Source organism: Microbacterium sp. CFBP 13617, from assembly GCF_014839445.1.
Lineage (GTDB): Bacteria > Actinomycetota > Actinomycetes > Actinomycetales > Microbacteriaceae > Microbacterium.
In genome coordinates, this window is sequence record NZ_JACYNW010000002.1 from 15,664 (window position 1) to 38,384 (window position 22,721).

The following is a 22,721-nucleotide window of genomic DNA, read 5'->3' on the forward strand; positions in this document are numbered from 1 at the left end:
GCCGTGGCATCCCGAGAACGGATGTCGCACCTGCCCTATCGTCCGAAAGCCGGCGAGATCCCCACCAACCCGGGGGTCTACCGGTTCCGCGATGCCGAGGGCCGTGTGCTGTACGTCGGCAAGGCCAAGAATCTGCGCGCCCGGTTGTCGAATTACTTCGCGCCCCTGCACTCGCTGCACGAACGCACCCGCCGCATGGTCACGACCGCGGCGAGCGTGGAGTGGACGGTCGTGCCCAGCGACATCGACTCGCTGCAGCTCGAGTTCATGTGGATCAAAGAGTTCGATCCGCCCTTCAACGTGCGCTACCGTGACGACAAGTCGTACCCCTTCATGGCGATCACCCTCGCCGACGAGGCGCCGCGAGTGATCGTGACCCGCAACCCCAAGATCCGCGGGGCGAAGTACTTCGGGCCGTACCCCAAGGTGTGGGCGGTGCACGACACGATCGACCTGATGATCAAGGTCTTCCCGATCCGCACCTGCAGCGATTCGTCGTACAAGAAGGCCATGGCCTCGGGGCGGCCGTGCTTCCCCGGGCAGATCGGCCGCTGCGGCGGACCCTGCTCGATGAAGGTCACCATCGCCGAGCACCGCGCGATGGTCGACGATTTCGTCGCCTTCATGTCGGGCGGCGACCAGCGTTTCGCGCGCGAGCTCACCGCCCGCATGAAAGAGGCGTCGGCGGCGATGGACTACGAGGCCGCCGCCCTCTACCGAGACCGTCTGCAGGCCATCGACGCCGTGCTGGGCAAGAGCGCCCTGGTGCTGGCGCCCGACACCGACGCCGATCTCTTCGGCATCGCCGAAGACGAGCTCGCCGCCACCGTGCAGCACTTCGTCGTGCGGGGCGGGCGCGTGCGCGGTGTGCGCGCCACGACGATCGAGAAAGAGATCGACATCTCGGGCGCCGACCTCGTCGACCAGGTGCTGCAGCGCACCTACGGCGATGCGGATGCCGCCGACATCCCGCGCCAAGTGATGGTTCCCGAGCTGCCCGACGACGCCCCGCAGCTCGAGGACTGGCTGCGCGAGCGACGCGGCCGCCCGGTGACGCTGCAGGTCGCCCAGCGCGGGCGCAAGGCCGACCTGCTCAAGACCGCCACCCTCAACGCGCAGCAGGCGCTGATGCTGCACAAGACGCGGCGCACGAGTGATTACGTCGCCCGGTCGCAGGCTCTCACCGACCTGCAGGAGGCGCTCGGCATGACCGAGGCGCCGTTGCGCATCGAGTGCTTCGACATCTCACACCTGTCGGGGACCAACGTCGTGGCCTCGATGGTGGTCTTCGAAGACGGGCTTCCCCGCAAAGACCAGTACCGCTCGTTCGGGGTCGCCGAGACGACCGACGACACCGACTCGATGTACCAAGTGCTCACGCGACGCGTGGCGTACCTGGACCGACCCGACGAGATCGAGCCCGAGACGATCGACGGCGCGATCGTGACGTCGCCCGACTCCGAAGAGGCCACGGCCGACGGCGACGTCGTGACGGCGCGGAAGCGCCCCCGCTTCGCGTATCGCCCGCAGCTGCTCGTCGTCGACGGCGGTCAGCCCCAGGTCGCGGCCGCCGCACGGGCGCTGGCCGACGCGGGACACGAGGAGATCGCGCTCTGCGGGATCGCCAAGCGTCTCGAGGAGGTGTGGCTGCCGGGGGAGGAGTACCCGGTGATCCTGCCGCGCACCTCCGAGGCCCTGTACCTGCTGCAGCGCCTGCGCGACGAGGCCCACCGGTTCGCGATCGTGCATCAACGCAAGCGCCGCAAGCGCGACATCACGAGCGTGCTCACCGAGGTGCCGGGGCTCGGCGACACCCGCATCAAGGCGCTGCTGCGCCACTTCGGGTCGGTCTCGGCGTTGAGGAACGCCACACCCGACGAGATCACGGAGCTTCCGGGTATCGGGCCGACACTGGCCGAGGCCATCCACACGCACCTGTCTCGGTAGGCTGGACACGACAACGGGAGGCGATCGCCCATGGAACCGGCACGCGACGAGCCAGGCGAGGTGCTGATCGTCACGGGAATGTCCGGCGCGGGGCGGTCGACCGTGGCCAATGCCCTCGAAGACCTCGACTGGTACGTCGTCGACAATCTCCCGCCGCAGATGCTGCGTCCGCTGCTCGAGCTCACCGAGCTCGCCGGTGGGGCGGTCCCGCGCGTCGCGGTGGTCGTCGACGTCCGCGGCCGCAGCCTCTTCAGCGATCTGCCCGAGGCGATGCGCAGTCTGCAGGCGGGCCGCCAGGTGCGCGTGGTGTTCCTCAACGCCAGCGACGCGGTGCTGGTGCGGCGGTTCGAAGCCGTGCGGCGTCCGCACCCGCTGCAGGGCGAGGGCACGATCCTCGACGGGATCCGCCGGGAGCGCGAACGTCTCGCACCCGTGCGGGAGGCCGCCGACGTCGTGATCGACACCTCGTCGCTGAACGTGCATCAGCTGTCGCTGCGCACGGTCGCCCTCTTCGGCGATGAGGGCGCTGCCCGCCACACGGTCACCCTCATGAGCTTCGGATTCAAGTACGGGCTGCCCCCCGACGTCGACCTCGTCGCCGACATGCGCTTCCTGCCGAACCCGTTCTGGAACGAAGACCTGCGCGCTCTCACGGGCGAAGACCCGCGCGTAAGGGAGTACGTGCTCGGGCAAGAGGGGGCGGCGGAGTTCCTCGGCGCGTACGCCGCGGCGTTGAACCCCGTGCTCGAGGGCTACCAGCGCGAGAACAAGCGGCACTCGGTGGTCGCGATCGGTTGCACGGGCGGCAAGCACCGGTCGGTCGTCATGGCCCGTGAACTCGCTGCACGTCTGTCCGATGTGCCCGGGGTGGCCGTACGTGTGGCTCACCGCGACCTCGGTCGCGAGTAGGCTGTACCGTCGTCCCCGCTGCCCCCACCCGAGGAGAACCGTGCCCCTGACCGCCGACGTGAAGGCCGAGCTCATCACCGTCCGCGACCCGCGCCCGACCGCGCGGATCGCCGAGCTCACCGCCCTCCTGCGCTTCTCCGGTGGTCTGCACTCCATCGCCAACCGCGTCGCCGTCGAGGCCGAACTCGACTCCGACATCCTGGCCCGCCGGGTGGCCCGCGACCTCATGGAGCTGTACGGCGTGCGTCCCGAGCTGCACCACGTGCAGGGGTCGGGCGGACGCACCGGCGGCCACTACGCGGTGCGCGTCATCGAGGCGGGCGAGACCCTCGCTCGTCAGACCGGCCTGCTCGACCAGCGCCGTCGCCCCGTGCGCGGCCTTCCCAACAAGCTCACGACGGGATCGCGTCCCGACCTCAGCGCCATCTGGCGCGGTGCGTTCCTGGCGAGCGGCACCCTGAGCGACCCCGGCCGCTCGGCGGCGCTCGAGATCTCGTGCCCGTCGTCGGAGGCCGCGATGGCCCTCGTCGGCGCGGGGCACCGCATCGGCATCCCCGCCAAGGCGCGAGAGGTGCGCGGTGTGCCGCGCGTCGTGGTGCGCGACGGCGAAGCCATTCGGGGCGCGCTGTACGAGATGGGCGCGCGCCGCACCGCGGGGGAGTGGGACCAGATGCGTCAGCGCCGCGAGGTGCGCGCGGGCGTGAACCGTCTCGTCAACTTCGACGACGCCAACCTGCGTCGCTCCGCCCAGGCGGCCGTCGCCGCGTGCGCCCGCGTCGAGCGCGCGCTCGAGATCCTCGGCGACGAGGTTCCCGACCACCTGCAGCAGGCCGGCGCTCTGCGCCTGGCCCACCGCGACGCGAGCCTCGACGAGCTGGGTCACCACGCCGACCCGCCCCTGACAAAAGACGCCGTCGCCGGTCGCATCCGCCGTCTGCTGGCGATGGCCGACAAGAAGGCCGAGGTCGAGGGCATCCCCGGCACCGAGGCCGCGGTTCCGGTCGGCGCCGAGGACTGATTCCCCGACTCCGGATGCCGCGCGGTCGACGCGTCGGTTGAGTGGTGGGGCCCGCGGACCGTTCGTGCTCCTCGGGTGCGGCTCGCGTCGGCGTATCCCGAGCCCGCGTCTGCGCCGCCCCGTTCTCGCCGTGCGGGTCCGGCATCCGGGGCCTTCTCGCCACGCTGAGCGACGCGCCCGGGCGATCTATCCTCCGTCATGCGGGGAAGCAACCCCGTGGCTCGTGCGTTACCCGTCACTAGGATGAAAACGTCACCCTCGCTGCTCGGTTCCTCGGCACGCCTTCCCGGTGAAGAGGCCTCGGCGGCGACCGATCGGAAGTAGAGAACATGGCGACCTACACGCTGCCCGAACTGCCCTACGACTACTCGGCGCTGGAGCCGCACATCAGTGCGACCATCATGGAGCTGCACCACAGCAAGCACCACCAGACCTATGTCAACGGCGCGAACACCACCCTCGAGCTCCTCGCCGACGCGCGCGAGAAGGGCGATTTCGCCAACATCAACCGCCTGCAGAAGGACCTCGCGTTCAACCTCGGCGGTCACACCAACCACTCGATCTTCTGGACGAACCTCTCGCCCCACGGCGGAGACAAGCCCACCGGTGATCTCGAGTCGGCCATCGACGACCAGTTCGGTTCGTTCGACGCGTTCCGCGCGCAGTTCACCGCCGCCGCTCTCGGCGTCCAGGGCTCGGGCTGGGCGGGTCTGTTCTGGGACTCGATCGGTCAGAACCTGCTGATCCAGCAGTTCTTCGACCAGCAGGGCCAGATCGTCGCCGGCACGGTTCCGCTGCTGCTGCTCGACGTGTGGGAGCACGCCTACTACCTCGACTACAAGAACGTCCGCGCCGACTACGTGAAGGCGTTCTGGAACATCGCGAACTGGGCCGACGCCCAGGACCGCTTCGCCGCGGCCCGAGAGAAGACCACGGGTCTGCTGGTACTGTCGTAAACGGTGCGGCGTCCCGGTGGGACACCTCACCGGGACGCCGTTGTCCGCCAGCGAACACCGCAATCACGCGCTTCTCGCGCACAACTGATTCAGGAGATATTCCGTGACCGTCAAGATCGGAATCAACGGCTTCGGCCGTATCGGACGCAACTACCTCCGCGCGGCTCTCGCGCAGGGTGCCGACCTCGAAATCGTGGCGGTGAACGACCTCACCGACAACAAGTCGCTGGCGCACCTCCTCAAGTACGACTCCGTCGGCGGCGTTCTCGCCGAGGACGTCTCGTACACCGCAGACTCCATCACCGTCGGCGACAAGACCATCAAGGTCTTCGAAGAGCGCGACCCGGCGAACCTCCCCTGGGGCGAGCTCGGCGTCGACATCGTCATCGAGTCGACCGGCCGCTTCACCAAGGCCGAAGACGCCAAGAAGCACATCACCGGCGGTGCCAAGAAGGTCCTCATCTCGGCTCCCGCCACGGGTGACGACGCGACCATCGTGATGGGCGTCAACGAAGAGACGTACAACCCCGAGACCGACGTCATCATCTCGAACGCGTCGTGCACCACGAACTGCCTCGCTCCTCTCGCCCAGGTCTTCAACGAGGCCTTCGGTATCGAGCGCGGCTTCATGATGACGGCTCACGCCTACACGGCCGACCAGAACCTGCAGGACGGCCCGCACAGCGACCTGCGTCGTGCCCGCGGTGCAGCGATCAACATCGTTCCCGCCTCGACCGGTGCCGCCAAGGCCATCGGCCTGGTGCTGCCCGAGCTCAACGGCAAGCTCAGCGGCTCGTCGTACCGCGTTCCGGTTCCCACCGGCTCGATCGTCGACCTCACGATCGTCACGCCCACCGAGGGCCTGACCGTCGACCAGGTCAACGAGGTCTACAAGAAGGCCGCTGCCGAGGGTCGCCTCAACGGCATCCTGCAGTACACCGAAGACCCGATCGTCTCGAGCGACATCCAGGGCAACCCGCACTCGTCGATCTTCGACGCCGAGCTGACCAACGTCAGCGGCAACCTCGTCAAGGTCTCGTCGTGGTACGACAACGAGTGGGGCTACTCGAACCGTCTCGTCGACCTCACCGAGTACGTCGCCGAGCGCCTGTAAACCTTCATGGCTCTGCGCACCCTCGATTCGCTGGGGTCGCTCGCCGGCACGCGCGTCATCGTCCGTTGTGATCTCAACGTTCCTCTCAAGGACGGGATCATCACGGACGATGGCCGCGTGCGGGCGTCGCTGCCGACTCTCAACGCACTGATCAACGCCGGCGCGCGTGTGGTCGTGTGCTCGCACCTGGGCCGCCCCGACGGCGCGCCCGACCCCAAGTACTCGCTCGAGCCGGTCGCGCAGCGGCTGTCCGAGCTGCTCGGCCAGCCGGTCGCGTTCGCGCGCGACACGGTCGGCGAGTCGGCTCAGGATGCCGTGGCCTCGCTCGAGAACGGCGAGGTCGCCGTCATCGAGAACCTCCGCTTCAACGCGGGTGAGACCTCGAAGGACGAAGCCGAGCGTCAGGCCTTCGCACGGGAGCTCGCCGGACTCGGCGACGCGCTCGTGTCGGACGGCTTCGGCGTCGTGCACCGCAAGCAGGCGAGCGTCTACGACCTCGCCCAGCTGGTGCCCTCGGCCGCGGGCCTGCTCATCCAGAAGGAGCTCGAGGTCCTCGACCGCCTGACCGAGAACCCGGAGCGTCCGTACACGGTCGTGCTCGGCGGATCGAAGGTCAGCGACAAGCTCGGCGTCATCGAGCACCTGCTGCCCCGCGTCGACAAGCTCCTCGTCGGTGGCGGCATGATGTTCACCTTCCTCGTCGCCGAAGGGCACAAGGTCGGCTCGAGCCTGCTCGAGAAGGACCAGATCGACACCGTGAAGGGCTACCTCGCCACGGCGAAGGAGCGCGGCGTCGAGATCGTCCTCCCGGTCGACGCGGTCGTCGCGGCCTCGTTCTCGGCGGACGCCGAGCACGTGATCGCCGACGCGGACGCACTCGAGGACACCGACTTCGGCGCCTCGGGTCTCGGTCTCGACATCGGCCCGCGCACGGCGGAGATCTTCGCCGACGCGATCCGCGCCTCGCGCACCGTCTTCTGGAACGGCCCCATGGGCGTGTTCGAGATGGCGGCGTTCGAAGCCGGCACCAAGACGGTCGCTGCCGCTCTCACCGAGGTCGACGGCCTCAGCGTGGTCGGTGGCGGCGACTCGGCCGCGGCCGTGCGTCAACTCGGATTCTCGGATGACGAGTTCGGCCACATCTCCACGGGTGGCGGCGCGAGCCTGGAGTTCCTCGAAGGCAAGAAGCTCCCCGGACTGGAGGTCCTCGGATGGTCGTAATCGACACGGAATCGTCTGCTGCGCAGAACAGGCGAACCCCCCTCATCGCCGGCAACTGGAAGATGAACCTCGACCACCTGCAGGCGGTCGCGTTCGTCCAGAAGCTGCACTGGACGTTGAAGGACGCCCAGCACGACGACAGCAGCGTCGAGGTGGCGGTCTTCCCGCCGTTCACCGACCTGCGTACCGTCCAGACGCTGCTCGACGCCGACAAGATCCCGTTCGCCCTCGGCGGCCAGGATCTGTCGGCACACGACTCCGGTGCGTACACGGGTGAGATCTCGGGCCAGTTCCTGGCCAAGCTCAACGCGCGGTACGTCATCATCGGTCACTCCGAGCGTCGTCAGTTCCACGCCGAGACCGACGAGGTCGTCGCGGCCAAGACGCAGGCGGCTCTGCGCCACGGCGTCGTGCCGGTCATCTGCGTCGGCGAGACCTCGGAGGACCTCGAGAAGTTCGGCGCCAGCGCCGTGCCCGTGGGTCAGCTCGAGGTCGCGCTCGAGGGCGTGGCATCCGATGCCGACATCGTCGTGGCGTACGAGCCGGTCTGGGCCATCGGCTCCGGCCAGGCGGCGACGCCCGACCAGGCGCAGGAGGTCTGCGCGAAGCTCCGGGCCGTCGTCGCCGACAAGCTCGGCGCCGACGCCGCCGCACGCACCCGTGTGCTGTACGGCGGATCGGTGAAGTCGGGCAACATCGCCGGCTTCATGCGCGAGCCCGATGTGGACGGCGCCCTGGTGGGTGGCGCGAGCCTCGTCGTCGACGAGTTCGCCGCGATCATCCGCTTCCAGAAGCACGTCGGGGTCTGACCCCCGCACGGATGCCCGCGGCGCTTCGCCGCGGGCATCCGTGCGCCCGGCACGCCTCCCCGTATACTTGACGCTTGTGCGGTCGACTGGGCCGCTCGCGAAAGGCTTTCGACAGTGCAGATTCTCGAGTTCGTCCTGCAGGTGCTCCTGGGAGTCACCAGCCTCCTGCTGACCCTGCTCATCCTGCTCCACAAGGGGCGCGGCGGCGGTCTGTCCGACATGTTCGGCGGCGGCATGAGCTCCGCGCTCGGCTCGTCGGGCCTGGCGGAACGCAACCTCAACCGATTCACGATCGTGCTCGCGCTGGTGTGGTTCGTCACCATCGTCGGCCTCGGTCTGCTGACCAAGTTCGCGGAGATCTGACATGGCGACAGGCGGAAACGCGATCCGGGGTTCGCGCGTAGGCGCGGGCCCGATGGGCGAGCAGGACCACGGCTTCCACGCCGACCGCGTGGCCGTATCGTACTGGGATGCCCTCGGCAACGAGACCGTGCGGTACTTCGCGGCGGGCATCGCCGATGCCGAGATCCCCGAGACCATCGACTCCCCGCACTCCGGCCTTCCCGCCGGTCGCGACAAGAGCAACCCGCCGGCCCTCGCGAAGGCCGAGCCCTACAAGACGCACCTCGCGTACGTGAAAGAGCGTCGCACCGAAGAAGAAGCGGCGTCGCTTCTCGACGACGCGCTGCAGCAGCTGCGCGATCGCCGCGGCCAGTAATCTCGAGGGGAGGGGCCGGATGCCGAGGCATCCGGCCCTTTCGTCTGCGTGCCCGTGGTCACCGCACGGGACTCGCGGTGATGAGCGTGGTCCACGGACCGGCCGGGACGTCGGCGTCATCGACGAACGCCCAGTCCACCCGGTCGTCGTCGCCGTTCAGCTCGGCGAATCCCAGGCACCCGTTGAGGGCGGGCGACACGTCGAGGCCGGCGCCGTTGTAGCGAGCGTTCGCCGGACGGCGGTCGTCGGAACCGAAGACATAGGCGGCGTCGTGGTACTCACCGGGGCCGGCGTCCTGGATCTGCCCGTAACATACGCGCCCGTCGCGATGGAGGACGACCCAGCGGTTCTTCATCAGGCTGACGGTGCGATCGTGGACCGCGTCCGCGTACGGCGCCGTCGAGGCCCAGGGCACGACATCGCCGCGGGCGTCGAAAGCCTCGGGGTCGTTCACGTCGTCGAACGGCAGGTCGAGGTAGAACGGGTTCTCGAGCGGCGTCATCGTGGTGGGGAAGTAGCCGTTCTCCCCGGTGCGCCGCTCGGTCGCGCACGCGCCCCCGTGAGCGACGCCGTCGCATCCCCCGTACGACCCGAGCCAATCGGCGTCGTAGGTCGAGAGCCGCTGGCTCCCGTCCGTGGCGTCGGGGTCGAACACCTCGCCCACCCAGAAGGTCGTCGCCACGATGTTCGTGTGCCACGGGTAGCCCGTGTCGCGATCGGGCGGTTGACGGGAGGCGGTGCTGCATCCGCCGCCGAGGACGACGGTGAGGAGCAGGAGCACCGCCGCCGTCATCCTCTCGCCGCGCCTCACCCGGCGACGTCGCTCTCGGTCGGAGTGAAGACCTCGATGGAACCGTCCACGGGCGGAGGCGCGTGACGGGAGAGAGGCGTCTCGGCCTGTGCCGCTCCGATGGCCGGCGGGGGCGCCCCGGCGCTGTCGTACAGAGACAGATCGTCGGTGCGGAGCAGGCCGTTGCCGAACACCGTCAGCGCGAAGCTGATGCCGGTGTATCCGGCCGGAATCGTCGGCGCGGTCCAGGTGGCCTCGGTCCAGGTCGAGGTCGCGGCGAACCACGGGCTGGACGTCCAGTAACTCCACGCCCCGGTACTGGAGCGCAGGTAGACGGCGAACTGCGTGACCACCGTGGCCCGGTACCAACTGCGGAGGGAGTAGGAGCGTCCGGGGGTGACCGTGGGAGAGCACTGACCGAGATCGAACTGGGGCAAGAGCTTGGCGTCACCCGAGGAGTAGCCGGTCATCGAGATCGCACTGGCGACGGCACCCGCGTGAGCCGGGGTGCCCGACGTGAACGTCGGAGAGTTCGTGCCCCAGCCGCCGCGCATCCAACAGGCTGGCCCGCCTCCCGCGGCCGCCGTCTCCAGGCCGGCGTTGACCACCCCGTTGGTCGTCCCGGTGGGGGCGGGGACCACGGGACCGTTGACGACGGGACGAGCGGACCCCCCGACGACGTCACCGACTGTCTTGACGACCGTGCCTCGGGATTTGCGTGCCGCGAGCCACGTGAGGAACTGCGCGAAGGTGGAGGGCGAGACGGCGATCGTACTGCAGGCATTCGCGCAGACGTCATGGAAGGTGTACTGCACCCATCCGCCGCCCGCGTTCTCGGCATTGAGCACGCCCTGCTGCAAATCGGCGAGCGTCCATGTCGTCTCGACCTGATCCAGAGCGCGCAGAGCGAAGGGTGTCGCCGACGGGATCGACTCCGCGTAGGCGCAGGTCGGGCAGCCGAACCGGCTGCGGATGTCACCGAGCGATCGCGCGCTCCGGTAGCCGCAGTCGGACGCGGCCTGTTCGACAGCGGATGTGCTCGAGGCGAACGGATAGGCGAAGCTCCGGACGGTGAAGCCCCAGGTGGTGAGCGTCTTGCGATCGGTGCAGATCTGCCGGCGCGCCTCGTCGATGCCGATGGCGGCCAGATCGGGATGGTTGACGGTGTGGCCGCCGATCTCGTGTCCCGCGGTCTTGAGCGTGTTCAGATTCGCCCTGGTCATGTATCCCGCTGCGCCCACGTAGCCCGACGGGACGTAGAAGGTGGCTTTCATCCCATTCGTCTTCAGCGCCGGGAGCGCGTCGAGCTGATTGGAGTTCGCGTCGTCGAACGTCAGGCTCACGATCGTGGAGGTGGCGGCGTGCACGGGAGTCGGAACGGCGACGAGTGCGCCGAGCACGAACGATACGACGGCCAGAGCGGCCAGGAGACGTGAACGGTGTGCGGGCGGAAGGAGCACCATCGACTGCGTGGGCATCGGCAGGACCTTTCGAGACGGGGTCGCACGGGGCGCGATCCTCATTGGACGGTCACGGACTTGGCGAGGTTGCGGGGCCGATCCACGTTGTGCCCGAGGTGGAGAGCAAGCGCTCGAGCGAACATCTGCAGGGGGACGACGGCATCCAGGGGACCCCACGCGGGAAGCAGGAGGGCGTCGGAAGTGCTCGGACGAGAGGGCGACGTCTGCGGCCCCGGCCCTGACACCCGCACGACATGGCCGCCGCGGGCCTCCACCTCCGCGATGCTGACATCGAGCCGAGGGTCCCCGTCATCGACGACGAACACCGGTGTGCCCTGGCCGACGAGCGCGAGCGGACCGTGCTTGAGCTCGCCGGCGGGCTGATGCTCGGCCCACCGATAGGTCAGCTCCTTGAGTTTCAGAGCGCCCTCGGCCGCATAGACGACGCCGCCCCCGCGTCCGAGGAAGAGGAAGCCCGGCGCCTCGGCGAACCGGTTCGTCAGGCCGGGGACGATGTCGCCCCAGACCCGCAGTGCCCGCTCGATGGCCGCGGGCGCATGATGCAGTGCGCGCTGCTGTGCGGCGAAGACGCGCGGGGCGAGCCGGGGCGAGGTCGAAAGGCCGGACAGCGCCACGCAGACGCCCGTCAGCACCTGGGCGAGGAAGGTCTTCGTCGCCGCCACGCCGATCTCCGGACCGGCGAGGCAGTCGATCACCGCATCGGCACGACGCGCGAGCGTAGACATCGGATTGTTGGTGAGCGCGAGCACCGTGATGCCGGTACGCGGCAGCGCCTCGAATGCGCGCAGCACATCTGCGGTCTCGCCCGATTGGCTGAGGGCGATCACGAGGGTGCGCGGTTCCCACACGGCATCCGCGCACTCGCTGGCCACGAGGGCTCGGCTCGGGAGGCGTCCGAGCTTCGAGAACACACCGCCCACCGCGCGTCCGGCGTGCAAAGACGTTCCACAACCGAGGATCACCACCCGCTCGAACGTCTCGATCGGAGGCAGCGCCAGGTCGTTCCACAGCGCTCCCTCGGCGATGCGCGGTGCCAGCGAGTCGACGATGGACCGGGCTACGGCGGGCTGCTCGTCGATCTCGTTGCCCATGTGATCGGAGTGACGCCCCGCGACGGGGGAGCGGTGCGAGCGTGGCACGGTACGCGCCGCCGGTGTCGGTGCGCTCTGCCCGGCGCCCCACCATCGGATGCCGGCGGAATCGAGCACCACGACATCGTCGTCGTCGATCACACGGAACTCGGTGACCCGGTCGGCCACGGCGCCCACATCGCTCGCGACGTACACGCCGTCGGCAGCTTCTGCGGCGATCAACGGCGAGCCGTGCGCCGTGGCGGCGATCTCTCCGGTGAGGGTGTCGAGTGCGACCACGGCCCAGCTGCCTCGAAGTCGTTCTGCCGCCGCGAAGAGAGCGGCAGCGAGGGAGACGGCAGTGATCAGCGCGTCTTCGAGCAGGTGCACGATGACCTCCGAGTCGACATCGCTGGTCAGCCGGTGCCCCGCAGCGACGAGCTCGGTTCGCAGAATGTCGGCGTTTTCGATGATGCCGTTGTGGGCGATGAACAGGCGACCGGTGCAGTCGCGCAGCGGGTGGGCGTTGCGCTCCGTCACACCGCCGTGGGTCGCCCATCTCGTGTGCCCGATGGCCGCGGTGGTCGGATCATCCGGGGCCGTGCCCAGGGATGCCACGCCCCCCACGGTCCGCGCGTAGGCGACGCCACCGTCAGCCGAGCGCGCGGCGATGCCGGCGGAATCGTAGCCGCGATACTCCAGACGCTCGAGGGCGGCCTTCACCCGAGAGGCCGCGCCGTGGCGACCGACCGAGGCGGCGATGCCGCACATCAGTTCACTCCGCGGACGGCGCCGGTGCGTGCCAGGGGCATGGCATCGGATCCGAGACGTTCACGCGAGAGCAGGTCGTCGGCGACGCGGACGATCGTCGTCGACAGCGATGTCCGGGGCTCGTACCCCACGAGATCGTGGGCTTTGGTGTTGTCGGGCACACGGCGCCGCATGTCCTCGAACCCGGCCGCGTACGCCTGCGCATACGGCACCATCTCGACGGCGCTGGGGCTGTTCAAGGTGGCGATGATCTCGCTTGCCAGCTCGAGGATCGAGATCTCGCGCGCTCCGCCGAGGTTGTACGCCTCGCCGAGGGCGCGCGGGTCGCGCTCGATGAGCTCGAGGGCCGGCACCACATCTTCGACAGCCGAGAAGCATCGGGTCTGGAGCCCGTCGCCGAAGACCGTCAGCGGTTCGCCGCGCAGCGCCTGCCCGACGAGATTCGGCAGGACCATGCCGTAGCGTCCGGTCTGACGCGGACCGACCGTGTTGAACAACCGCACGATGGCGACGTCGAGTCCCTCCTCGTCGCAATAGGCTTTCGCGAACGCCTCGTCGATGCCTTTGGCCCCGGCGTAGGTCCAGCGCGACAGGAGCGGATCCCCCAGGATGCGGTCGGAATCCTCGCGGAGCTTGTCGGCCGTGTTCTTTCCGTACACCTCGCTGGTGGAGAGCATCAGCACCGAGGCCCGCGCCTCGATCGCCGCGGTCAGCACGTTCTCGGTGCCGTGGATGTTGATGCGTAGCCCTCGTAGCGGCTGCTCGACGATGAGTTTGACCCCCACCGCCGCGGCGAGGTGGAACACCCGGTCGCACGACTGCATCGCCGTACGCACGGTCTGTGTGTTCAGGATCGAGCCGTGGACCATCTCGAGACGAGGGTTCTCGGCGGCGGCGGCGAGGTTGCGGGCGGAGCCGGTCGACAGGTCGTCGAGGACCACGACCTCGTCGCCGAGCCGGAGGAGGTGGTCGACGAGGTGGCTGCCGACGAAGCCGGCCCCTCCGGTCACAAGGGTCTTCATGGGGATCTCCTGGATGCGCGCGGAATGGTCGGTGGATGTCACAGCAGCACGCGACCGGCGATGTCGTCGCTTCGGTACGTGCCGTCGAGGACGAGTGCATCGGGGGCGAGCCACTCGAGGTCGGTGTCGCGGTGACGCGTGTGCACGAGCACGAGGTCGGGAGCGAACGTCGCGGGATCGGCGAGCGACTCGCGCGTGCGTCCGGAGTGCAGGCGCACGCTCGGCGCGTGCGGGTCGATGTACTGCACCTCCGCGCCGAGGTCGAGGAGCCCGTCCATGATCTCCAGCGCCGGCGACTCGCGGAGGTCTGCCACGTCAGGCTTGTAGGCGACGCCGACCACGAGCACCCGCGCGTGGAGCGTTCCCTTCCCCGCGCGTCCGAGTTCGTCGCGCACACGCTGAACGACGCGGGCCGGTCGTGCGGAGATCCGGGTCATGGCCTCCGTGATGATGCCCGCGTCGAAGCGGAGGGCCTTCAGCTGCCACAGCAGATAATGCGGGTCGCACGGGATGCAGTGCCCTCCGACGCCCGGACCCGGGTAGAACGCCATGAAACCGTAGGGTTTGGTGCTCGCCGCCTCGATCACCTCGGTGATGGGAACCTCCAGCGCACCGCAGATGTCGGCGAACTCGTTGGCGAGGGCGATGTTCACCGCGCGAAACGTGTTCTCGAGCAGCTTGGTCATCTCCGCCGTCGCCAGGCTGGAGACCCGATGCACGCGTGCGGCGTACCGGGCGAGCAGTCGGGCTCCCTCTTCTTCGCACTCCTGAGTGGCCCCGCCGATCACTCGGGGAACGACCTCCTGCGCGAAACCGACGTTGCCGGGGTCGATGCGTTCGGCGCTGAAAGCCACGAACGCATCGCGCCCGATCGAGAAGCCCCTGTCTCGCAACGGCTGCTCCACGAGATCGTGCGTGCATCCCACGTAGGTGGTCGACGTCAACATGACGAGCTGACCGGTACGGACGGCGGCGACGACGGTGGCGCACGCCGCCCGCAGCGGAGCGAGATCGGGCACCTGCTGGTGATCGACGGGCGTGGGGACGCAGACGACGATCGCCGCGGCGTTCGAGAGCTCTGCCGCGTCGCCGGTCAGGCGAAAGGCGGCGGAGTCGGGGAGGGCCGCGCTCAGCCGCTGGCGATCGGAGTCGAGGAGATCTGCCTTGCCCGAGGCGATGGCTCGAAGGCGCGTCCGTGAGACATCGAGCGCCAGGACGCGGGAGCCGCTCGCGTGGTAGGCCAACGCGGTCGGAAGACCCACGTAGCCCAGACCCACGATGGCGACGTCGTAGGCGAAGGACGCGGAGGTCCGCTCGGTCGGCGGCGGCGTCGGCATCGCCGTCGTGGACGTGGGCACGTCGAGAGTCGTCATGGGGTCCTCCAAATGGGGGTCCGAGGGGATGGGGGCGTCCCCTCGGACGGTCCGGGTGATTCGGCCGGATCGAGTCGACTTCGGCGTCGATCCGCGGCCCACATTGGTCCCGCCGGCCGGTGGGGGTCAAGCAACGGGACGCCATCGTGCGGTGTACCGAAAACCGCAACGACGCGTGTGTAAGACCGCAATCCACCTTGCGGTGGCCGGCCCGCGCGGACCGCGTACGGTCGGGAGCACGCGGCCCTGTCCGCCGGGGAGAGGATGCCATGACCGTCGCACTGGCCGTGCTCGTCGCCGTCTGCACCGTGGGGGTCTCCACCGCGGTGTGGGGGGTGGTGGGAGCACTCCGCATCGCTCGCGCCCACCGTCGCGATCCCCGTCTGCTGGTTCCCTCGATGTACTTTCGATCCGACGACGTCGCTGTGCTGATCGCTGCTCACAATGAGGAACTCGTCATCGCCGACGCGGTGGCCGCCGCCCGGGCGCTCGTTCCAGGACGCAATGTCTTCGTGGTGTCGGATGGTTCCACCGATGCGACCGTCGCGCGTGCGAGGGAGGCCGGGGCGACGGCTCTCGAGGTGTCACCCAACCGCGGCAAGGCCGGGGCCATACGGGCCGGGCTCGGGCGGTTCCGGATCGCTGAGCGCTTTCCGCTGCTGCTGCTCCTCGACGCCGATTCCCGGCCGCGCACCGACTATCTGCGCACCGGGCTCCCCCTCTTCACCACCCCCGATGTCGTGGCGGTGGCGGGACGTGCGACGACCGCCCACGACACGCCGGACACCCGGATGGGTCGATTCCTGACCGCCTATCGCGAGCGCACGTACGTGTGTACGCAGTACCTGCACAAATTCGGCCAGGCTGCGCCCGCTGCCGACGCGGTGGCGATCGTGCCGGGTTTCGCCAGCCTCTACCGAACCGACGTGCTCGGTCGTATCGACATCGACGCCCCCGGCTTGTCGATCGAGGATTTCAACATGACATTCGAGGTGCACGCGAAGGCCCTCGGTCGCATCGCGTTCCATCCCGAGTGCGCCATCGCCGAGACGCAGGATCCGGCGCTCTTCGGCGACTACGTGCGGCAGGTCGGGCGGTGGAACCTCGGATTCTGGCAGACGGTCCGGCGTCACGGCATCCATCTCGGGGTGTTCTGGGCGGCACTGGCGGTCTTCATCGCGGAGACGATCCTGTCGAGTCTCGTCCTCGCGTTGACCCTGCCGGTGCTCCTGGTCGCCACGGCGGCGACGGTGGTCGCACGGGTCGTACCGGGCGGTGATGGCGAGCTGGCACGACAGGTGATGACGGTGCTGCCGGTCGTTCCGCTCCTGCTCGCCTTCGTGGCGGTGGATCTCGTTTCGACGCTGTTCGCCTGCGCGCTCTCGGGCACCCGGCCGCGATCGACGGTGCTGCTGTACCCCCTCATGCGTGTGCTCGATGCCCTGCTGTGCCTCCGAGCCCTCGCGACGGCCTTCGGTCGTGCTTCGGACGGTCGCTGGAAGAGTCCCGACCGTCGCGCGACCGGGCCCACGGATGCTTCCTCAGCTGGCGGAACCGCTGCGCGGCGGAGCGACGAGGTGCATGCGTGAACTGATGCCGAGTTTGCGGTAGACGTTGGTCAGCCGGAGCTCGACGGTTCTCAGCGAGACGAAGAGGGATGCCGCGATCTCCCGGTTCCGAAGCCCTTGCTGGACCAGGGCGACCACTTCCCGCTCGTGTTCCGTCAACCCCGTGCCGGGGACCGCGATGTCCCCGACGCGGGGTGCCCGAGTCTCGGGGACGCTGTGCGGCAGCGTGCGCCGCCGAGCCTCCCGCAGTCGATGATGTTCGTCGGGCGCGTCGTCGGGACGGTAGACGGCTTCGGCCTCGCGGAAGGCCGAAATGCCGAGATGCTCGGAGCGGCAGACGGCACGCGCCCGCGCGACGGCCAGGATCGACCATCGCCGTGCCCGTTTCGTCGCGGCACGCTCGAACTGATCGAGCACGGAGCGGGCCTCGGTGCGCCGACCGCTCAACCACAGTGCCTCGACGAGATCGGCGTGCGCACGCAGCACCGCGGGATCCGTCCCGATGCGTGTGTCGGTGGCCGACCGCAGCGACACGACCGCATCGTCGTAGCGTCCCTCGGCGAGGGCACGCCCCCCGTCGACGACGTCGAACCAGGGCAACAGCGCCGCGATTCCCTCTCGTCGGCACAGAACCCGACCACGTCGGACGAGCTCATCGACGTCGTCGCCTGTGCCGAGAGCGGCGGCCGAGGCGAGGATCAGCACGCAGCCGGCATCCGGCGTACGGCCGGGGGGCCATTCGCGCCGCCAGGCCACCACCGCATCGTGGGTGGTCGACGCGTCGCCGCCGCGGACCTCTGCCGCCACGACGAGTCGCAGCACCCGTTCTCTCCAGAGGGGCTCGATGCGCGGCCTTCGATCGAGCAGCGAAGTACAGAGTCGTAGCGCCATGCGGTACTCCTCGCGCAGCACGTGGACGGCGATCGCCAGGGTCGACTCGTCGAGCGACAGGGCCGCCTCCGGACGGGCGGGATCGGTCGTGACAGGCGAATCCTCCCCGCTGCCGGCGTGGCCCGATTCGCGAACGATGCGGTCCAGGAGCTCGATTTCGACCGACGCGACGCCCAAGGACCGAGCCTCGGCGATGCGAACGGCGGCGTGCTCGATCTCACCCCGTGCGATCCGCAGACGGGCCACCTCTGCGAGGAGGCGGACGGCGTCTTCCGGCGCACAACGGCGCACCGCCTCATCGACGAGAGCGTCGTCGATCGCGTGGTCGGCGACGTCAGTCGTGCGAACCTGTGCCCGGACGGCTCGCGCATTGGTTGCCGAGTCCAGGATGCCGTCGATGCGGTGGAGGTAATGCTGACCCAGCACGGCGTGTCCATGCAGGATCAGCGCCTCCGCGAGCGAGACGAGGAGGAGGTTGCGCTCGCCATCGGCATCGGCTCCTCGCATCCCACGTTCGGCGAACTCCACCGCGGCGGTGTGGTCGCCCGCCGAAGCGAGGTGCACCGCCATCCGCAGGAGCTCCGTAGCGTCCGCGGCGGAGCCATCCGCGAAACTCGCGTGCCAACGATGCACGGCGGGGTGACTGTCGCGATGGGCCTGGGCAGCGTGGGCGTGCAGTCGACGACGCGCGTCGGCCGGGAGCGCGGCGTGAATGCTCAGACGCCGCGCGGGATCGGAGATGCGGGCGAAGCCGTCGTGCGTCGCAATGAGACCGGATTCCACCATCTCGTCGACGTCGCCCCCGAGCTCGACGGCCTCCGCCCGCAGAAGGTCGTGCGCGAAGAACGGTCCGACCGCGAGGAGATCCATGAGGTCACTGACGGCGGGGGTACCGCGTCGAGGTGCGAGCCTGTGGTGACTGATCTCCTCGTCGGCGAGGCGTAGCGGCTGGGGGAGCGGGGCGTCGCCCGCGGCTTCCTCCGGCGTGAGTCGCACGCGCGAGATCACCGAGGGATTGCCGTTCGTGGACGACACCACGATGTGCAGGACGGCGAGTGCCGTCTCTGACCCCAGGAAGAGCTGCGAGAGATCGACGGCCTCACCGAACGAGAGGTCGTCGATCCTCGTTTGGGGCAGCCCGGCGAACGCGTGCTGTGGACCCATCGGACCCACGGTGGCGAGCACGCTCACGCCCGTCCCGCGAAGTCGTCCGCAGACGTACGCCCACACCGTCTTGCTCGAGGCGTCCATCAGGTCGAGGTCGTCGATCACGAGAACGACCGGTTCGTCCCGCACCAGGCGGAGTACACGGCTGAGCTCTTCGGCGAGCATCTGCTCGGGCCAGTCGCGACCGCGCGAGAGCACGCCGTCAACAGCTTCCGCGCGGAGCCCGCTCAAACCCGACGCGACGACCGAGAGACCCGAGTACGGCCACATGCGCTCGCTCTGGCGGACGACCGCGACGGCGGTTCCGTTGTGGCGGGCGAGCTCGGACGCGAGGGCCGACTTGCCGGTGCCACGATCACCTACGAACAGGCCCGCCGACTCGACTCTCGAGTGGACGATTCTCTCTGCAAACCACTTCTCTCGTTCTCGACCGAAATAAGGCATCCGGACGCTCCCAACTGCGTCGGCCGCCACGCGAGATCAAGATCTCGATGTGACGGTGCCCCCAACCGCAACCTAGACCGCGCCCACAGACAACGCAAGGCCGTGACTTTCGGGATCCGACCTGGGAATATCGTTGGTCCTTCTTCGCAGGAGCGTGCGTCCTCGCGCTCAGTACTCGCGTTCGATGAGCTGCGGCGGCACCTGATCGGCTGCCGCCTCGTCGACGAAGAACGCGGTGCGACGACGGCCCTTCGCCCCGGCGGCGGGCACGCTCTGGTAGCTGGCTCCCGCGAGGGCGAGTCCGAGGGCGGCGGCCTTGTCGGCGCCGGCGATCACCATCCACACGCGCTTCGACGAGTTGATCACCGGGCGCGTCAGCGAAACGCGATCACTCGGCGGCTTCGGCGATTCGCGCACCGGAACCGTGGCACGGTCGGTCACCGAGATCTCGGGACGATCGGGGAAGAGCGACGCGATGTGCGCATCGGGACCGACGCCCAGGAAGCAGATGTCGAACGACGGCCACGGCCCCGTCTCACTGCGGTCCGACGGCGCGAACTGCGCGAGCTCGTCGGCGTAGGCGATCGCTGCGGCATCCAGATCGAGGCCCTCGTCGCTCGAGGCGACGGTGTGGATGTTCTCGGCCGGGATGTCGAGATGGTCGAGGAAGGCCTCGCGCGCCTGCTTCTCGTTGCGGTCGTCGGAATCACGGGGGACGAATCGCTCGTCGCCGAACCAGAAGTGCACGAGCGACCAGTCGACCCGCGCCGCACGCTCGTCGCGCGCCGCGGTCCGCAGGACCGCTCCGCCCATCGTGCCGCCGGTGAGGCAGATGTGCATGCGCTTGCCCTCGGCCACGCGCTTCACGATGCGGTTCATGAAGCGCGTCGCGACGTACTCGGCGAGCGTGTCGGTGTCGTGCTTGATGATGACGTTCTTGGTCGCTCCGGTGTCGGTCATGAGGCGTTCCGTTCGCTCGCGGCCAGCAGCATCTCCTGGCCCTCGGTGATGACGCGGCCGTAGAGCACATCGGGGTCGAGGCGGCGCAGCTCTTCGGCCAGGCACTCGCGGAGCGTGCGCCGGGGGAAGGCCAGGTCGTGGGTCGGCTGACCCGGCTGCGTGAGCACCGCGACGCTCGCCTCGGGGCGCTCGAGCAGCGTGTCGCCGCTCGCGCGGGTGAGCCGCACCGACTTGATGCCGCTGGACCATTCGTCGGCGGGCAGGTACGCGTAGTCGACGGGGGCGTCGAGCTTCATGCCCAACCACGCTGCCAGCAGCGCCGTGGAGGGGGAGTCGCCGGCGCCGCGCACCTCGATCGCGGTCACGGGCTCGTAGGGCGGCTGGTCGAGCACGGCCGCGAGCTGCTCGCGCCAGCGGGTGACGCGCGTCCACGCGAAGTCGGTGTCGCCGGGGGAGTAGTGCTCACCGAGGTGGGCCACCCACGCGGCGGGGTCGGACTGCGACGAGGCGTCGGTGATGCGGCGCTGCGCGATGCGACCGATGGGGGAGTGCGCGGGGTCGGCGGGCGCCTCGGCCGGCCACCAGGCCACGACGGGGGCGTCGGGCAGCAGCAGGCCCGTGACCAGGCTCTCGGCGTTGGAGCCGGCGGCGCCGTGCGCGCGCAGCACGACGACCTCGCTCGCGCCGGCGTCGCCGCCCACGCGGATCTGGGCGTCGAGTCGCGGCTCTTCGTCCTCATCGCCGAACAGCACGGCGATGACCCGCATGGGGTGCTCTCGGGAGGCGTCGTTGGCGGCCTCGATGACCTTCTCTTCGGCCCCGTGGTGGGTCACGATGATGAGCGTGAGCACGCGGCCGAGGGCGACGGCGCCGCCCTCTTCGCGCACGCTGACGAGCTTCTTCGAGATCGCGCTGACGGTGGTGTCGGGCAGATCGATGATCACGGGCGTCTCCAGGTGCGGCCGTCACGGGCGAGCAGTTCGTCGGCGGATGCCGGTCCCCACGACCCGGGCGAATACTGTTCGAGCGGACCGCTCTGGGCGGCCCAGAACTCCTCGATCGGGTCGAGGATCTTCCAGCTGAGCTCCACCTCTTCGTGACGCGGGAACAGCGGCGGGTCGCCGAGCAGCACGTCGAGGATGAGGCGTTCGTACGCCTCGGGGCTGGCTTCGGTGAACGCGTGGCCGTAGCCGAAGTCCATGGTGACGTCACGCACCTGCGTGCCGTCGCCGGGGACCTTGGAGCCGAAGCGGATCGTGACGCCCTCGTCGGGCTGCACGCGGATGACCAGCGCGTTCTGACCGAGCTCCTGAGTCTGGCTGCGCGAGAAGAGCTGCTGCGGGGCGCGCTTGAACACGACGGCCACCTCGGTGACGCGACGGCCCAGCCGCTTTCCGCTGCGCACGTAGAACGGCACGCCCGACCAGCGGCGGGTGTTGATCTCGAGCTTGATGGCCGCGTAGGTCTCGGTGACGGACTCGGGGGCCATGCCGTCTTCTTCGAGGAAGCCGAGGACCTCCTCGCCGCCCTGCCATCCGCCGGCGTACTGGCCGCGGGCCGTCGCCTCGGCGAGGTTCTCGGGCAGGTGCACCGCCGCGAGGACCTTCTCTTTCTCGGCGCGCAGATCGGAGGCGTTGAAGCTGATGGGTTCTTCCATCGCGGTGAGCGCGAGTAGCTGCAACAGGTGGTTCTGGATGACGTCGCGCGCGGCGCCGATCCCGTCGTAGTAGCCGGCACGGCCGCCCACTCCGATGTCCTCGGCCATCGTGATCTGCACGTGGTCGACGTAGTTTCGGTTCCAGAGGGGCTCGTACAGCTCGTTGGCGAAACGCAGCGCCAGGATGTTCTGCACCGTCTCTTTGCCGAGATAGTGGTCGATGCGGAAGATCGAGTCGGCGGGGAAAGCGCTCTCGACGACCTCGTTCAGCTCTCGCGCCGAGGCGAGGTCGTGGCCGAAGGGCTTCTCGATGACGACGCGGCGCCACCCGGTGGTGTCGTCGGCGGATTCTCCGACGAGTCCCGACGCCTTGAGCTGCGTCGTCACCAGGGGGAACGCCTTGGGCGGGATCGACAAGTAGTACGCGTGGTTGCCCATGGTGCCACGCTCGGTGTCGAGCTTGTCGACCGTGCTCTTCAGCCGCTGGAACGCCTCGGGGTCGTCGAACTCGCCCTGGACGAAACGGATGCCCTCGAGCAGTTCCTTCCACGTCTCTTCGCGGAACTCGGTGCGCGCGTACTTCTTGACGGACTCGTAGACGACCTCGGCGAAGTCCTGGTCTTCCCAGTCGCGTCGCGCGAAGCCGACCAGCGCGAAGCCGGGGGGCAGCAGCCCCCGATTCGCCAGGTCGTAGACCGCGGGCATGAGCTTCTTGCGCGAGAGGTCGCCGGTGACGCCGAAGATGACGAGGGCGCTGGGCCCCGCGATCCGGCTCAGTCGGCGGTCCTCGGGGTCCCGGAGGGGGTTGTGACCCGGTGTGATCTCTACGACCATG

At 69.1% G+C, this 22,721-nt stretch carries 19 protein-coding genes; 10 read left to right on the forward strand and 9 right to left on the reverse strand.

Translation table 11 applies throughout. The annotated features are described in order from the left end of the window. Window positions 1-21 precede the first annotated feature (21 nt). The 9 genes from uvrC (at window position 22) to IFU40_RS04640 (ending at window position 8,692) form a co-directional block, all read left to right on the forward strand. Window positions 22-1,947, forward strand: coding sequence for an excinuclease ABC subunit UvrC (uvrC, locus tag IFU40_RS04600; protein ID WP_191925572.1), 1,926 nt, complete (start codon window positions 22-24; stop codon window positions 1,945-1,947). Window positions 1,948-1,977: 30 nt separating this feature from the next. Next, the gene (rapZ, locus tag IFU40_RS04605) at window positions 1,978-2,856 is read left to right on the forward strand and encodes an RNase adapter RapZ (protein WP_055940070.1); all 879 of its coding nucleotides are present in this window, start codon (window positions 1,978-1,980) and stop codon (window positions 2,854-2,856) included. A 40-nt stretch (window positions 2,857-2,896) separates the two neighbouring features. Beyond that, window positions 2,897-3,874, forward strand: coding sequence for a DNA-binding protein WhiA (whiA, locus tag IFU40_RS04610; protein WP_055837743.1), 978 nt, complete (start codon window positions 2,897-2,899; stop codon window positions 3,872-3,874). Between the two features lie 329 nt (window positions 3,875-4,203). After that, the gene (locus IFU40_RS04615; protein WP_055837740.1) at window positions 4,204-4,830 is read left to right on the forward strand and encodes a superoxide dismutase; all 627 of its coding nucleotides are present in this window, start codon (window positions 4,204-4,206) and stop codon (window positions 4,828-4,830) included. A 103-nt stretch (window positions 4,831-4,933) separates the two neighbouring features. Next, window positions 4,934-5,944, forward strand: coding sequence for a type I glyceraldehyde-3-phosphate dehydrogenase (gene gap / locus IFU40_RS04620; protein ID WP_055837737.1), 1,011 nt, complete (start codon window positions 4,934-4,936; stop codon window positions 5,942-5,944). Between the two features lie 6 nt (window positions 5,945-5,950). Further along, complete coding sequence (locus tag IFU40_RS04625; protein ID WP_055837734.1) at window positions 5,951-7,165, forward strand: phosphoglycerate kinase; 1,215 nt, start codon at window positions 5,951-5,953, stop codon at window positions 7,163-7,165. Further along, window positions 7,156-7,974 carry a triose-phosphate isomerase gene (gene tpiA, locus IFU40_RS04630; RefSeq protein WP_055837733.1) on the forward strand — a complete coding sequence of 273 codons (819 nt, stop codon included), beginning with the start codon at window positions 7,156-7,158 and terminating at the stop codon, window positions 7,972-7,974. The genes IFU40_RS04625 and tpiA overlap by 10 nt, the downstream gene beginning before the upstream one ends. Before the next feature lie 114 nt (window positions 7,975-8,088). Then, window positions 8,089-8,337 carry a preprotein translocase subunit SecG gene (gene secG / locus IFU40_RS04635; RefSeq protein ID WP_013586744.1) on the forward strand — a complete coding sequence of 83 codons (249 nt, stop codon included), beginning with the start codon at window positions 8,089-8,091 and terminating at the stop codon, window positions 8,335-8,337. Between the two features lies 1 nt (window position 8,338). Then, entirely contained in the window at window positions 8,339-8,692 is a 354-nt protein-coding gene (locus IFU40_RS04640) for an RNA polymerase-binding protein RbpA (RefSeq protein WP_055837729.1), read from the forward strand. Between the two features lie 58 nt (window positions 8,693-8,750). Here IFU40_RS04640 and IFU40_RS04645 read toward each other — a convergent pair whose 3' ends face one another. Genes IFU40_RS04645 through IFU40_RS04665 form a run of 5 tightly spaced genes read right to left on the reverse strand, consistent with a single transcriptional unit; the run spans window position 8,751 to window position 15,199 of the window. Beyond that, the gene (locus IFU40_RS04645; RefSeq protein ID WP_070408072.1) at window positions 8,751-9,473 is read right to left on the reverse strand and encodes a hypothetical protein; all 723 of its coding nucleotides are present in this window, start codon (window positions 9,471-9,473) and stop codon (window positions 8,751-8,753) included. A gap of 26 nt (window positions 9,474-9,499) precedes the next feature. Continuing rightward, the gene (locus IFU40_RS04650; RefSeq protein WP_191925573.1) at window positions 9,500-10,960 is read right to left on the reverse strand and encodes a polysaccharide deacetylase family protein; all 1,461 of its coding nucleotides are present in this window, start codon (window positions 10,958-10,960) and stop codon (window positions 9,500-9,502) included. A 41-nt stretch (window positions 10,961-11,001) separates the two neighbouring features. Further along, entirely contained in the window at window positions 11,002-12,804 is a 1,803-nt protein-coding gene (gene glmS / locus IFU40_RS04655; RefSeq protein ID WP_191925574.1) for a glutamine--fructose-6-phosphate transaminase (isomerizing), read from the reverse strand. Further along, window positions 12,804-13,826 (reverse strand): NAD-dependent epimerase/dehydratase family protein, encoded by a 1,023-nt coding sequence (locus IFU40_RS04660; RefSeq protein ID WP_191925575.1) that lies wholly within the window; start codon window positions 13,824-13,826, stop codon window positions 12,804-12,806. The genes glmS and IFU40_RS04660 overlap by 1 nt, the downstream gene beginning before the upstream one ends. Window positions 13,827-13,864: 38 nt before the next feature. Then, window positions 13,865-15,199 (reverse strand): nucleotide sugar dehydrogenase, encoded by a 1,335-nt coding sequence (locus IFU40_RS04665; protein ID WP_213016668.1) that lies wholly within the window; start codon window positions 15,197-15,199, stop codon window positions 13,865-13,867. Between the two features lie 269 nt (window positions 15,200-15,468). Here IFU40_RS04665 and IFU40_RS04670 point away from each other — a divergent pair, with 269 nt between their 5' ends. Then, window positions 15,469-16,788: a glycosyltransferase gene (locus IFU40_RS04670; RefSeq protein WP_191925576.1), complete on the forward strand. Its 1,320-nt coding sequence runs from the start codon at window positions 15,469-15,471 to the stop codon at window positions 16,786-16,788. Here the strand turns inward: IFU40_RS04670 and IFU40_RS04675 are convergent. From IFU40_RS04675 to zwf, 4 genes are all read right to left on the reverse strand, one after another. Further along, window positions 16,741-19,269 (reverse strand): helix-turn-helix transcriptional regulator, encoded by a 2,529-nt coding sequence (locus IFU40_RS04675; protein ID WP_191925577.1) that lies wholly within the window; start codon window positions 19,267-19,269, stop codon window positions 16,741-16,743. The two genes, IFU40_RS04670 and IFU40_RS04675, sit on opposite strands and share 48 nt — an antisense overlap. Before the next feature lie 168 nt (window positions 19,270-19,437). Continuing rightward, window positions 19,438-20,229 carry a 6-phosphogluconolactonase gene (gene pgl / locus IFU40_RS04680; RefSeq protein WP_055940072.1) on the reverse strand — a complete coding sequence of 264 codons (792 nt, stop codon included), beginning with the start codon at window positions 20,227-20,229 and terminating at the stop codon, window positions 19,438-19,440. Then, window positions 20,226-21,173 (reverse strand): glucose-6-phosphate dehydrogenase assembly protein OpcA, encoded by a 948-nt coding sequence (locus tag IFU40_RS04685; RefSeq protein ID WP_191925578.1) that lies wholly within the window; start codon window positions 21,171-21,173, stop codon window positions 20,226-20,228. Before IFU40_RS04685 ends, pgl begins: the two co-directional genes overlap by 4 nt. After that, window positions 21,170-22,720 carry a glucose-6-phosphate dehydrogenase gene (zwf, locus tag IFU40_RS04690; RefSeq protein WP_055837719.1) on the reverse strand — a complete coding sequence of 517 codons (1,551 nt, stop codon included), beginning with the start codon at window positions 22,718-22,720 and terminating at the stop codon, window positions 21,170-21,172. Before zwf ends, IFU40_RS04685 begins: the two co-directional genes overlap by 4 nt. Between the last annotated feature and the right edge of the window lies 1 nt (window position 22,721).